The sequence below is a fragment of the Bradyrhizobium sp. Y36 genome, assembly GCF_002531575.1.
Lineage (GTDB): Bacteria > Pseudomonadota > Alphaproteobacteria > Rhizobiales > Xanthobacteraceae > Bradyrhizobium.
In genome coordinates this window covers 61,773-74,581 of sequence record NZ_NWTI01000013.1, presented here as the reverse complement: position 1 = coordinate 74,581, position 12,809 = coordinate 61,773, and the positions used below count along the sequence as shown (strand labels likewise).

The 12,809-nt window shown below is 64.0% G+C and carries 12 protein-coding genes; 8 read left to right on the top strand and 4 right to left on the bottom strand.

What is annotated here, in order from left to right; all coding sequences use genetic code 11:
- The first annotated feature begins 12 nt into the window (after positions 1–12).
- Together CO669_RS21255 and CO669_RS21250 are read left to right on the top strand one after the other, a co-directional pair.
- Entirely contained in the window at positions 13–1,218 is a 1,206-nt protein-coding gene (locus CO669_RS21255; RefSeq protein ID WP_245444412.1) for an acyl-CoA dehydrogenase family protein, read from the top strand.
- A 9-nt stretch (positions 1,219–1,227) separates the two neighbouring features.
- Complete coding sequence (locus tag CO669_RS21250; protein ID WP_097661896.1) at positions 1,228–1,791, top strand: flavin reductase family protein; 564 nt, start codon at positions 1,228–1,230, stop codon at positions 1,789–1,791.
- 26 nt (positions 1,792–1,817) lie between these two features.
- Here the strand turns inward: CO669_RS21250 and CO669_RS21245 are convergent, their stop codons facing one another.
- A complete protein-coding gene (locus CO669_RS21245) occupies positions 1,818–2,726 on the bottom strand; it encodes an NAD(P)-dependent oxidoreductase (protein ID WP_198964178.1) in 909 nt (302 codons plus the stop codon).
- A gap of 167 nt (positions 2,727–2,893) precedes the next feature.
- Here CO669_RS21245 and CO669_RS21240 point away from each other — a divergent pair, with 167 nt between their 5' ends.
- From CO669_RS21240 to CO669_RS21215, 6 genes are all read left to right on the top strand, one after another.
- The gene (locus CO669_RS21240) at positions 2,894–3,877 is read left to right on the top strand and encodes an ABC transporter substrate-binding protein (protein ID WP_198964161.1); all 984 of its coding nucleotides are present in this window, start codon (positions 2,894–2,896) and stop codon (positions 3,875–3,877) included.
- Positions 3,878–3,954: 77 nt separating this feature from the next.
- Positions 3,955–5,649: a dihydroxy-acid dehydratase gene (ilvD, locus tag CO669_RS21235; RefSeq protein ID WP_097661893.1), complete on the top strand. Its 1,695-nt coding sequence runs from the start codon at positions 3,955–3,957 to the stop codon at positions 5,647–5,649.
- An 82-nt stretch (positions 5,650–5,731) separates the two neighbouring features.
- On the top strand, positions 5,732–6,577 hold the full coding sequence (locus tag CO669_RS21230) for an ABC transporter ATP-binding protein (protein ID WP_097661892.1): 846 nt from the start codon (positions 5,732–5,734) through the stop codon (positions 6,575–6,577).
- Positions 6,574–7,359, top strand: a complete 786-nt coding sequence (locus CO669_RS21225) for an ABC transporter permease (protein WP_097661891.1) — start codon at positions 6,574–6,576, stop codon at positions 7,357–7,359. Before CO669_RS21230 ends, CO669_RS21225 begins: the two co-directional genes overlap by 4 nt.
- Positions 7,359–8,123 (top strand): ABC transporter permease, encoded by a 765-nt coding sequence (locus CO669_RS21220; RefSeq protein ID WP_198964160.1) that lies wholly within the window; start codon positions 7,359–7,361, stop codon positions 8,121–8,123. The genes CO669_RS21225 and CO669_RS21220 overlap by 1 nt, the downstream gene beginning before the upstream one ends.
- A gap of 35 nt (positions 8,124–8,158) precedes the next feature.
- The gene (locus CO669_RS21215) at positions 8,159–9,205 is read left to right on the top strand and encodes a 2,5-dihydroxypyridine 5,6-dioxygenase NicX family protein (protein WP_097661889.1); all 1,047 of its coding nucleotides are present in this window, start codon (positions 8,159–8,161) and stop codon (positions 9,203–9,205) included.
- On the opposite strand, the gene CO669_RS21210 is transcribed toward CO669_RS21215, so the two are convergent.
- The 3 genes from CO669_RS21210 to CO669_RS21200 are packed head-to-tail and all read right to left on the bottom strand — an operon-like array spanning position 9,202 to position 12,809.
- Complete coding sequence (locus tag CO669_RS21210; RefSeq protein ID WP_097661888.1) at positions 9,202–10,194, bottom strand: 3-hydroxybutyryl-CoA dehydrogenase; 993 nt, start codon at positions 10,192–10,194, stop codon at positions 9,202–9,204. The two genes, CO669_RS21215 and CO669_RS21210, sit on opposite strands and share 4 nt — an antisense overlap.
- Positions 10,195–10,197: 3 nt before the next feature.
- Positions 10,198–11,286: an NAD/NADP-dependent octopine/nopaline dehydrogenase family protein gene (locus CO669_RS21205; RefSeq protein ID WP_097661887.1), complete on the bottom strand. Its 1,089-nt coding sequence runs from the start codon at positions 11,284–11,286 to the stop codon at positions 10,198–10,200.
- Positions 11,283–12,809 (bottom strand): class I adenylate-forming enzyme family protein, encoded by a 1,527-nt coding sequence (locus tag CO669_RS21200; protein ID WP_097661886.1) that lies wholly within the window; start codon positions 12,807–12,809, stop codon positions 11,283–11,285. The genes CO669_RS21205 and CO669_RS21200 overlap by 4 nt, the downstream gene beginning before the upstream one ends.

The following is a 12,809-nucleotide window of genomic DNA, read 5'->3' as shown; positions in this document are numbered from 1 at the left end:
CGAAAGCCGAGCATGGGTCAGCCCACCGGGTCGGAAGCCGGCGAACGCGCCTATGCGGCAATAATCGCGAAGGCGCGGGCTCTCGTGCCGCGACTTCGCGAGCGGGCGGCGCGAACGGAGGAGCTGCGGCATCTCCCGCCGGAAACCGAGAAGGATCTCCACGACGGCGGTCTATTCCGGATGCTCCAGCCGGCACGGATAGGCGGTGCGGAGCTTGACTATGTCGCCCTCGTCGACTGCGCTGAGCTGCTCGGACAAGCGGACGCGTCGGTGGCCTGGAATCTCGCCAATCTGGCGAGCCATCACTGGATGCTCGGCATGTTCGAGCAGAAGGCGCAGGATCTGGTCTGGGGCCGTGATCCAGACGCGCTGATCGCTTCCTCGTTCATCTTTCCAGCCGGACGCGCGACTCGGGTCGAGGGTGGCTATCAGTTGCGCGGCAGCTGGCCATTTTCCTCCGGTGTCGCCTCCTGCGAATGGAACATGCTGGCAAGCGTAGTCTATTCAGAAGACGAGGCGGACGGCATCGAGTATCGGATCTTCCTGCTGCCCAAGGGTGATTACAAGGTGCTGGACACCTGGAATGTCGCGGGCTTGCGCGGAACAGGGTCTTGCGACGTGGAGGTGAGGGACGCCTTTGTACCCGACCACATGACCGTCGCCGTCGGCGAGCTCGCAGGTGGCCCGACGCCGGGGAGCGAGATCAATCCGAATCCATTGTATGCGCTGCCGGTGTTCTCGTTGTTTCCATACGTCCTCTCCGGCGTCGCCTTGGGGAATGCGCAAGCGTGTCTCGACGATTACATCGAGGTCACACGCCACCGGATTTCGACCTACAATCGCGCCAAGCTGAGCGACTTTCAAAGCACCCAGATCAAGATCGCGGAGGCCTCGGCGAAGATCGATGCCGCGCGGCTGATCATGCGGTCGGCGTGCCTCGATGCCATGGAAGACGCGCGGTGCGGGCACATTCCCGACATGGCAGCCAAGACCAGATATCGGCGCGACGGATCGTTTTCTGTGAACCTGTGCACGGATGCCGTCTCGATGCTGTTTGCCGCGAGCGGCGCGCGCGGCCTGTTCACGTCAGGCGTATTGCAGCGGCAATTCCGTGATGCACACGCCATCAACTCGCATCTCGCATTCAATTTCGATGCGGCCGGGACCAATTATGGACGCGTGGCGCTGGGCCTGCCGTCCGAGAATCTCACGCTGTGAGGCCGGCTGATGATTGATCTGCCGAAGCACCCGGCCGGCCCCGATCCAGCCAATGAGTTCGCGAGCGACAACTCGTCGATCGATCCTCGCGACTTTCGCAATGCGCTCGGAACCTATGCAACGGGCGTGACGATCATCACGGCCGCGGCGCCTGACGGCAAGCCTTACGGCCTGACCTGCAATTCGTTCGCCTCCGTCTCGCTGAATCCGCCGCTGGTGCTGTGGAGCCTCGTCGTCTATTCCTCGAGCCTGACCATTTTCCAGAACGCCAGCCATTTCACGGTCAACGTGCTTGGCGCCTCGCAGCAGGCCCTTGCGAGCAAATTCGCCAAGTCGTCGGACGACAAGTTCACCGGCGTGGACTGGACGCCGGGCCTCGGCAAGGCTCCGGTGCTTGCCGAGAGCGTCGCCAATTTTCAGTGCCGGTCCGTGAATCGCTATTACGGCGGCGACCACGTGATCTTTCTCGGCGCGGTCGAGGCCTATACGTACAACGCGGCGGAGCCGCTGCTCTTCGCTCGGGGCGCGTTCGGTCGGTTTCTCGCGGACGACGAGCGCAAGAAGTCACCCTAGCGTGCCTCGGGGCGCGCTCGACGGGCTCAGGCCTTTGCCGCTGAAAGTTTGTAGATCTCCAGTGCGTCCGCTTCGGCGCCGCGGGCGGCCTTGGCCAACCTGAATAGCTGTCCCGCAAGCGAGGCCATCGGCACCGGCGTCGACGTCGCCTGTGCGACGTCAGCAACCGTATCGAGATCCTTGAGCATCGTGGCAATGTGTCCCAGCGGTGGCGAGTGAATGCTCTGGACCATCCGCGGCACGAAGAGCTGAAGCGGGATGGAATCCGCAAAGCCGCCGGCGAGCGCTTCGGGAAGCCGATTGGCATCAATTCCCGCGTTGACGGCAAGGCGCGTGGCTTCGGCAAGGACAGCCATGGCGCAACCGACGATGACCTGATTGCAGAGTTTTGTGGTCTGACCGGCGCCGGTCGGGCCCATATGGGTGAACCTGCGCGCCATGGCCAGCATGTAGGGCCGGACTCGCTCGATATCGTCTGCTTCCCCACCCGCCATGATCGCAAGCGTGCCTTCCTCGGCGCCTTTCGTCCCGCCGGAAACGGGCGCATCGATCCAGCCAGCGCCATTGGCTTCCTTCAGTCGCTTGGCGAGATGACGCGCAGCGTCAGGATGGATCGACGAGAAGTCGACGACAAGCTTGCCTGCGCCGGGTGCCGCCGCCAGCCCCTCGGGGCCGAAGATCACCTCCGCTACTGCCGCGGCATCCGTCACGCACATGAAGGCGATGTCCGAATTTGCGAGGAGATCGCGAGGCGTGCCCGCGCGCTTGGCGCCCGCATCGACAAGCGGAGCGAGCTTGCCCTCCGAACGGTTCCAGACATTGACCTGATGGCCGTTCTTGAGCAGGCGCCGGGTCATCGGCGTCCCCATCAGCCCGAGCCCGATATAGCCGAGCCTCTCGGCGTTTTGCGGGTTTGCCTTGCTCGCATCAGCCATAGGTTGCCTCCTTCTGTCGCAGCGCAAACGCGGTCCCACCATACATTGCGGTTCGGCCAGCGAAACCGTCGGAGCCGCATGGCTTGCCTGATTGTTTGAACCATGAAACATTTGAGGCGGTCGGGTTGGTTGGCGCCGGTCGGCGCCGGAGCAGCGGAGTGGGCACGATGCGAACCGTTTCGAAGTGGATCCTGGCTTTGGGGACGGCGGCCGCCGTGAGCGCGGGGGCAGCCCCGTCATGGGCGCAGCAGACGATCCGCGTCGGCTGGACCATCCCGGCCGAGGAATCCAAGTACTGGATGATGCGCCGCGCGGCCGAATTTCCCAATATCGGGAAGACCTACAACATCGAATGGACCCAGTTTCAGGGCACCGCGCCGATGACGCAGGCCTTGGCAGCGGGCGCGCTGGACTGCGCGACGCAGGCGCCGCTGTCGCTCGCGAACGGTGTGGTCGGCGGCAATCTCAAGGCCTACATCGTAGCGCAGCATGTGTTCGAGAAGCCTGGCGGTTTCTCGGTCTATTGGGCCGTCAAGGACGACTCGCCCATCAAGACAATCGCCGACCTCAAGGGCAAGACGGTCGGCATTTCCGTGATTGGCGGCGGCACCCAAGGTCCGTTCAACCTGCTGCTGAAGCAGAATGGTGTCGATCCAGCCAAGGATATCAAGCTGGTCGAGGTCGGGTTCGCAGTCTCGGAGGATGCGCTGCGCCAGGGCCGTGTCGACGCCGTCAACATGAATCAGCCTTTTGCCGCGCGCGCGGAGGCGAAGGGCGGCACCCGGAAGCTGTTCTCACTGTCCGAGGCCATGCCGAACATCGTGCACATCCTGGAGGCCTGCCGCGCCGATTTCGTCGACAAGAACCCGGAACTCGTTAAGGCCTATGTCCGCGACATCACCTCGGGCATGAAGAAGGTCTTGGCGAACCGCGAGGAGACTCTCAAGGTCGTCAACGAAGTGCTGAAGGCGCCCATCCCGGTGCTCGAGACCTACCTGCTGAAGGACAACGATTTCGGCCGTGATCCGGGGGCGGCGCCGAACTTCCCGGCGATCCAGAAGATGCTCGACATCTACGCGGAGACCGGAATGCTGCCCAAGCTGGATGTCGCGCAGTTCAAACATCCGACGATCGTTGCTCCCCTGCAATAGGCGACCGCGCGAACGTACCGGCCGAGGATCTCGCGGCATTCCGGCTCTCCAGGCCGCCGCATGAAGAAGATGCACGCATGAAGAAGTTGCGATCACGAGTGACGACGGACGGCCTCGACCGAGCCCCGCACCGGGCATTCATGCGTGCCATGGGGCTCGACGACGCTGCGATTGCAAAACCGATGGTGGGCGTCGTCAGCATGAAGGGCGAGCAGACGCCCTGCAACATGACCCACGACTTCCAGGTGGCTGCGGCCAAGACCGGCATCGAGGAGGCGGGCGGCACGCCGCGTGAATTTTCGACCGTTTCGGTGTCCGACGGCATCAGCATGAACCACGAGGGCATGAAGTTCTCGCTGTTTTCGCGCGAGCTGATCGCCGATTCGATCGAGGCTGTCGTTCATGGTCTGGCCTACGACGCGCTGATCGGATACGGCGGATGCGACAAGACGCTTCCCGGCGTCATGATGGGTATGGTCCGTTGCAACGTGCCGTCCATCTTCATCTACGGCGGCAGCTCGCTGCCGGGGCGCGTGGACGGTCGTACGCTGACGGTGCTCGACTCCTATGAGGCCGTCGGCAGCTTCATGACTGGCGAGATCGACGGCGCTACGCTCGAGCGGATCGAGCGGGCCTGCCTGCCGACGATCGGCGCTTGCGCCGGCCAGTTCACTGCTAACACCATGGGCATGGTCTCGGAGGCAATGGGATTGACCATTCCCAACGCCTCGATGGTGCCAGGTGTCTATGCGGAGCGTGCGCAAATCTCGCGGCGGGCTGGGCGCCTGATCATGGAAATGGTGGAACGCGGCGGGCCGTTGCCACGCGACATCGTGACACGGAGGTCTCTCGAGAACGGCGCGGCCATCGTCGCTGCCACGGGCGGCTCGACAAACGCAGCGCTGCATCTGCCGGCGATCGCGAACGAGGCCGGCGTTGCGTTCACGATCGATGACGTGGGCGAGGTCTTTGCAAGAACGCCGTTGATTGGAAACCTGCGGCCGGGTGGCAAATACACCGCAAAAGATGTCTACGACATCGGCGGCGCCGCCGTGGTAATCCGTGAACTGATCCAGAGCGGCCATCTCGATGGCAGCTGCATCACCATCACTGGCCGCACGCTTGCTGAAGAATACGGCGCGGCGAACGCGCCGGACGGCGAGGTGGTTTACGCGTCTCGTGCACCGATCATGCCTGATGGTGGTGTGGCGGTGCTGAAGGGAAATCTCTGCCCCGATGGCGCGGTGATCAAGGTCGCCGGCCTGAAGAGCCAGTTCTTCGAAGGCGTGGCGCGGGTGTTCGAGGATGAGGAGACTTGCGTCAAAGCCGTTCGCGACCGGAGCTACAAGGCGGGCGAGGTTCTCGTCATCCGCAATGAGGGCCCGGTCGGTGGCCCCGGCATGCGTGAGATGCTCGGCGTCACGGCGCTGATCTACGGGCAGGGCATGGGCGAAAAAGTGGCGCTGATCACCGATGGCCGGTTCTCCGGCGCGACCCGCGGCATGTGCATCGGCTACGTGGCTCCCGAAGCTTTCGTCGGCGGTCCGCTGGCGCTCGTTCGGGACGGTGACCGGATCCGGATCGATGCCGCGAACCGGCGGATGGACATCCTGCTCGATGAGCAGGAACTCGCCGCAAGGCGGCGGGATTGGAAGCAGCGTGCGCCGCGTCACCGCGCAGGTGCTCTTGCAAAATATGCGCGATTGGTTGGGCAGGCGCCGGGCGGAGCCGTGACACATGAAGGCCCGGCAGAGTGGCCGTGGTTCGAATGACGCATCGCACGGGTGCGCAAACGATCGTCTGTCTGGCAGAGTTCTTGCTAAGCCCGTGTCTCACGGTAATGCGAGCGACGGAATGACTGCAGTGCCTGCGAGATCGAGCGAATGGGTGAGACCGGTGACATCACAAGAGCCGGCTTCTGCAATCATCGAGATCGACCATGTCTCGCAGGTCTTTCAGACCTCGGCGCGCAAGGATCATTTGGCGCTTTCGGAAATTTCGCTGACGATCGAGGAGGGAGCCTTTGTCTCGATCCTCGGTCCGTCGGGCTGCGGCAAGTCGACACTACTCTACATCGTCGGCGGCTTCGTCAACCCGACCAGCGGTGCGGCGAGGATGAAAGGGCAGGCGATCACGCGGCCCGGTCCGGATCGCGGACCGGTGTTCCAGGAGTTCGCGCTATTTCCGTGGAAGACCGTGCTCGGCAATGTGATGTACGGCCCGCGTCAGCAGGGCGTGCGCGCCAGCGAGGCAGAGGCGCAGAGCCGGGCGTTGATCGAGATGGTCGGCCTCAAGGGGTACGAACATTTCTATCCCAAGGAGTTGTCGGGCGGCATGAAGCAACGCGTCGCGCTGGCGCGCACGCTGGCCTACCATCCCGAAGTCCTATTGATGGATGAGCCGTTCGGGGCGCTCGACGCCCATACGCGGACCCGCTTGCAGAACGATCTGTTGAACATCTGGGAACGAGACCGCAAGACGGTGCTGTTCGTCACCCACTCGGTCGACGAGGCCGTCTTCCTGTCGGACAAAGTCGTGATGATGTCGAAATCTCCCGGTCGCATCAGAGAAGTCATCGACATCGATCTGCCGCGGCCGCGCCGCCGCAACGAGCTGTTGCTCGACCCGCGCTATCAGAAGTACGTCGTCGATATCGAGCGCATGTTCGATGAAAGCGACGAAGCCGGGCCTGCCCTATGATGTCACCGGCCACCTTGCTCAGACGATCTGCTCCGGTGCTAGCCTGCATCGGGTTGCTGGCGGTGTGGCAGGCAGCCTCGCTTGTGCTGAAGAATGACAGTTTCCCCACGGCAATCGAGGCGATCCGCGCGATTCCCGATATTCTCGGCGACAAGGAATCCCTGATCAACATCCTGGCCTCGCTTCGCCGCATGGCGCTCGGGTTTGGCGTGGCGGTGCTGATTTCGATCCCGCTGGGCCTGTTGATGGGACGCAGCCGAAGCGTTGCGGCCTTTTTCAATCCGCTCCTGATGGTGATCTATCCGGTGCCGAAGGCCGCCTTGATGCCGATCATCATGCTGTGGCTGGGCGTCGGCGACGTCACCAAAACCTTGGTGATCTTCCTCGGCGTCAGCCTTCCCGTGATTTACCATAGCTTCGAAGGTGCCAAGGCCGTCGAGGAGAAGATGCTGTGGTCGGGCGCCGCGATGGGGCTGTCGCCGGCCCAGCGGCTGGTGCGGATCGTGCTGCCGGCGGCGCTGCCGGAAATCTTGACCGGATGCCGCACGGGCCTGGTGCTGGCGCTGATCACGATGATCACGAGCGAGATGATCGCCCGCCAGTCCGGTGCCGGCAACATCCTGTTCAACGCGCTCGACATGGGCCAGTACGACACCGTCTTCGCGATGATCATCATCGTGGGCGCCATGGGCATTTGCTTCGACGCGATCTTTGAGAGGGTTCGGGCCAGGCTGGTGCGCTGGTCAGAGCCTCAGTTCGACCTGCCGCTGAGCTTCTCGTGATGGTGCGCCTTCTCTCTCCGAACATGCTTCTCGGGATCGCCCCGATCGCACTGGTCATCGCCCTGTGGCAGGGGCTGGTGTCCTTCGGCTTTGCGCCTGCGGTCCTGCTGCCCCCGCCGGGCATCGTCTTCAGCAGGCTGCTTCAGCAGCTCGCGACGTGGACGTTTCAGCAGGAGATCGCGGCAACCCTCATCCGGCTGTTTGCCGGGTTCGCGATTGCGGTTGTGCTCGGCGTCAGTATCGGCATCGCCGCCGCCGCCAGTCCAGCGATCAATTCGGTGGTTCGACCGATCGTCCGCGTCTTGGCCCCACTGCCAAAGGTCGCGCTCTATCCGGCGCTTCTGCTGCTTCTTGGATTTGGCCATGGATCGAAGATAACCCTGGTGACTGCAGACGCGCTCTTCCCCATCCTGCTCTCGACCTATTACGGTGCCTCGACCGTCGAGCAGAAACTGATCTGGTCGGCCATGGCGGCGGGAACGTCGCGCGCCGAAATTCTGTTCAAGGTGGTACTGCCGGCGGCGATGCCGTCGATCTTGACCGGGTGCCGGATCGGCCTTGTCATTTCCTGCATCGTGGTGTTTCTAGCCGAGATGATCACGTCGACGGACGGATTGGGGCACGCGCTCGTGACTGCGGCGCGAACTTTTCAGGCCGTCGACATGTTTGTGCCGCTAATCACGATCTCGCTGTTGGGGTTGATCCTGAACGCCCTGCTGGGCGCGCTGCGGGCTTACCTGCTGCGGGGTTTTCTAGAAGCGTGATCTGAACGAAGAAGAAACAAGACCGGGAGTGACCCATGCTGGCAGATCGCATCGAGGCAAAATGGATCGACGCATTTTGCGAGATCTTTGAGCGATGCGCCGTCAAGGCAGGCGATACCGCCGCAATTCTCTCGGAGACGCAGTCGCGCGCGTTGAATGTGCATCTGGCCGAGCTTGCCCTGCTGCGTATGGGCGCACGGCCGTTTCACGTGGTGATGCCGACGCCGCGTAACCGGAATATCGTTCCGGTTCGTTCGACGGGAGCGAGCGAGGCGATCCAGAAGCTGGGCCCGGTCATCACTGCCCTGCAGCAGGCCGGCTTTGTGGTGGATTGCACCATCGAGGGCCTGATGCACGCGGTGGAGACGCCGGAGATCCTCAAGGCCGGCGCGCGGATCCTGGTGATTTCGAATGAGCACCCCGAGGCGCTGGAGCGGATGGTGCCGGATTCGGCGCTCGAGAAGCGGGTTCGTGCGGCAGCGAAGATGCTGCGGGGGACCAAGCGGATGCGGGTGACCTCGAAGGCCGGAACGGCGCTGGATGTCGACATGGTCGGCGCGTCCACGGTCGGTGTGTGGGGCTGGACCGACAAGCCCGGCACGCTCGCGCATTGGCCCGGCGGCATCGTCGTCAGCTTTCCCAAGAGCGGGACCATCAACGGCACGCTCGTGATGGCGCCCGGCGACATCAATCTGACGTTCAAGCGCTATCTGGCCTCACCGGTGACAATGACGCTAAAGGACGACTATGTCGTCGATCTGGCCGGCGAGGGCACGGATGCCGCGATGATGCGCGCCTATCTCGCCGCCTGGGGCGACCGCGAGGCCTATGCGGTCTCGCATGTCGGCTTCGGTATGAATCCGGGCGCACGCTACGAAGCGCTGTCGATGTACGACCAGCGTGACACCAACGGTACGGAAATTCGCGCCGTCTCCGGCAATTTCCTGTTCTCGACCGGTGCCAACGAATTCGCCGGCCGCTATACGGCAGGCCATTTCGATCTGCCGATGATGGGAACGACCATCGAGCTCGATGGCGTGGCGGTGGTGCGGGAAGGCGTGCTTCAGGACGTCTTCGGTTAGCCGCGGTCGACCACGGGCGGCCGAGCGAGGTCGAAGTGCCGGAGCAGGTCGACCATGGCTTGGAGCCGTTTCACGCGATACGCATCGACATCCATCCCGGAGTAGTCGAGGAAGCCGGCACCCGTGCGCAGGCCGATCCGCCCCTCATGCATGTTGCGGGAAATGACCTCCGGCGCCCGATAGCGGTCGCTGCCGAGTGCGCCCTCGAGGTAACGGCTCGCGTAGTACAGGATATCGCCGCCGCCCCAGTCGATGAACTCGAGCAGCCCGAGCACGGCGTAACGGAAGCCGAACCCGTAGCGGATCGCCTTGTCGATCTCCTCGGCGCTGGCGACGCCTTCCTCGACCATGCGTGCGGCCTCGTTCATCGCCAGTGCCTGGATGCGCGGCACGATGAAGCCGGGCGTCGCTGCGCAGACAACCGGCACCTTGCCGATGCCTTCGAGCAGAGCCTTGACCTCGTCGATGATGGCGGGATCGGTGGCTTTGCCGGGTGAAACCTCGACAAGCGGAATGAGGTAGGCGGGGTTGAGCCAGTGCACGTTGAGAAAGCGGCGCGGGTTCACGATCGCACCCGAGAGATCGTCGACGAGGATGGTCGATGTAGTCGACGCGATGATCGTGTCGGGGCCGACTTGCCTTGAAGCCGCCCCCAGCACCTCGCGCTTGAGCTCGACGACCTCGGGGACGCCCTCGAAGACTATTCCGGTTCCGGCCAACGCCGCGCCGCTCTGGCTCGCCGGCACCACCGAGACCCGCGCGATCAGCGGATCAACATCCGCCTCGGTCAATAGCCCCAGCGTCGACAGGCTGGCGAAGGTCTTTCTGACTTCACTGAGTGCGTCCGCCTCCAGCTTGGCGAACTCCTCCGTGGAGCGAGCCTTGATGTCGACCATTGTGACCTTGTGCCCGGCGTAGGCGAACGCCACGGCGATGCCGCGACCCATGCGGCCGGCGCCGAGACAGGCAATGTTGGTGCGACTGGTCATCGGTCAGAATCCATTGCGAAGCAGCGTCTGCAGTTCGGCCTTGCCGAGCTTGTCGAGCCCGAGCGTCTCGAGCGTGCGGCCGCCTTGCGCAAAATCCTCGCCGCAGATCGCGCCACCGATCGACAGGAAGGCCTTGGCCAATGGCGTGGATACGCCCGCGAGGCCGGCGACCGAGACGAGCAGCGACAGCCCCAGCCGCAGATCCTCGCGCATGTAGCGATGCTCCGTCAGCACGATCCGCTCGCGCCAGTCGCCGGAATCGGTCAGGCGGTCGTGCGAGCCGCGGCCATACATCCAGATCTCGCCTTCCCTGGCGTAGTGATGGGCGAGCGGGAAGTGCGGCGCGCCGTAGCCGAGCGCCTCGCGCACCGCCATCCGCTCGGCGTCGAGCGCGTCGGTGACCCGGCGGATCGCGATTTGCGTACCTTCTTTGTGAATGTCCCAGCGTTCGAAATGCTCGATCGGGCCCGCATTCATCACGATCAGCGGCGGATGGATGATCGGGCCGGCATTCATCAATGCGCCGGACAATGCGTCTCCGCACGGCTCGATCGCATCGGGAAAGGCGCGCCCGATCACTTCGAGGGCGTGCGGCGCCTGGTCGAGCGGGAATACGCCGACCGGCAGCCGTTTGGCGCGGATGGTGATGGCGACCTCGAACGGTCCGTGCTTGCGGGTGAGCCACGGCAACGTACCGGTTTCGGCAAAGCTCGCCTTAGCCTGGTTCCCCGCATCGTGCGCGGCCTGGGCGAAGATCATCGAGCCGAATGTCGCCGGCGGCAGAAATAAGACCTGACCGTCCTGCAGATGCGGGGCGAGCAGGCGGGCGATATCCGGTTGCGCGAAGGCAGGAGCCGGACACAGGATCAGCTCCACGCCATCGACCGCCTCAGACATATCGGTCGTAACCAGGGCGAGCCTCACGTCGTGGCGACCGTTGTGGTCCTTCACCAGGATGCGCGAGTCGGCGGCGCGATGCGCCGCGACCTGGTCGGCATCACGGCGCCAAAGCCGCACCTCATGCCCTGACAGCGCAAAATCGCCCGCGGCCGCGAAAGAGCCGTTTCCCCCGCCAAGAACCGCAATTTTCAAGATGCTTCTCCTTGCGCACGTGACTGCGCATCAAGCTGCTTCAGCAGGAAATGCTGGACCTTGCCCAGAGCCGTGCGCGGCAGGTCTTTGACGAAAACGATGTCTCGCGGAACCTTGTAGCGCGCGAGCTGCACCTGCAGCTGGGCTCTCAGGTCGTCCACTTCGAGTTGGCGACCGGATCGCGGGATCACGTAGGCGATCGGCACTTCGTCCCAGCGCGGGTCCGGCCGTCCGATCACGGCGCATTCGCTGACATCGGGGTGCTCGAGCAGAACGCGCTCGATCTCGGCCGGGTAAACGTTCTCGCCGCCTGAGATGATCATGTTCTTCTTGCGGTCGCGCACCCAGAAATAGCCGTCGGCGTCGCACAGGCCGATATCGCCGGTGCGGTACCAGCCGTCGTGCAGCGCGTCACGCGTTGCGGCCTCGTTGCCCCAATATTCGAAGAACACGTTGGGGCCGCGCACGGCAATCTCGCCCGGCGTGCCAGCCGGCACCTCGTGGCCGGAATGATCGACCACCTTGGCTTCGCAGCACAGGCCGGCAAGTCCGGTCGATCCCGCCCGCGAGAGATCGCCGCCAAGGCGTGTGTAGACGGCGATGGGGCAAGTTTCCGTGGAGCCGTAGACCTGAAGCACGGGAATGTCCCGTGCGACGAAACGCTCGATCAGATGTGGCGGCACGATGGTCGAGCCGGTGGCGACGGCCTTGAGCGAGGAGAGATCGGCGGTTGCCCAGGCGGGATGCTCGCTGACGGCCTGGATGATCGCCGGCACCATCACGGTCAGCGTCGGCCGTTCGTCTTCGATCGCGGAGAGCGCCGTGTCCGGCGTGAATCGGGCGTGGATCGTGACCGTCGCGCCGAGCTGCAGCGCCGGCGTCGTCTGGATGTTGAGGCCGCCGACATGAAAGAACGGCAGCACGGTCAGCACGTGATCGTCCGACGTCATGTTGTGCATGTGCTGGCTCATGACGCCGTTCCAGAACAGCGCCTCCTGGCGCAGCACTGCGCCCTTCGGCCGCCCCGTCGTTCCCGAGGTGTAGACGATCAGCAACGGGCAGGAGAGATCGGTGTGCGGATTGCGGCTGGTGCCGTCGCTGCGCGCCAGCAGGCTTTCGAACGTCGTGCCGCGAGGCGGCGAGAAGTCGAGGCCGACAACGGATGTCCCCGATGCAAGCTCGGAAAGAATGCTCTCGAACGCCCGTTCGAGCACCAGCACCTTTGCACCGGCGTCGGTGAGAATGAAGAGCTGCTCGGCGACCGCGAGCCGCCAGTTCAGCGGCACCAGCATCGCACCCAGCCGCGCGCATGCGTAGAGCAGAACCAGATAGTCCGGCCGGTTCAGGCTCAGGATCGCAACGCGATCGCCGCGGCCGACACCCAGCTCCTGTTTCAATGCCGTCGCGGTCCGTTCGATACGCGCGGCGAACGCGACATAGCTGAGCCGTTCCCCCTCGAAGGTAATGGCCGTCTTGTCTGGCGAAAACGCCGCGTTGCGATCGATCAGACTGCAGAGGTCCAC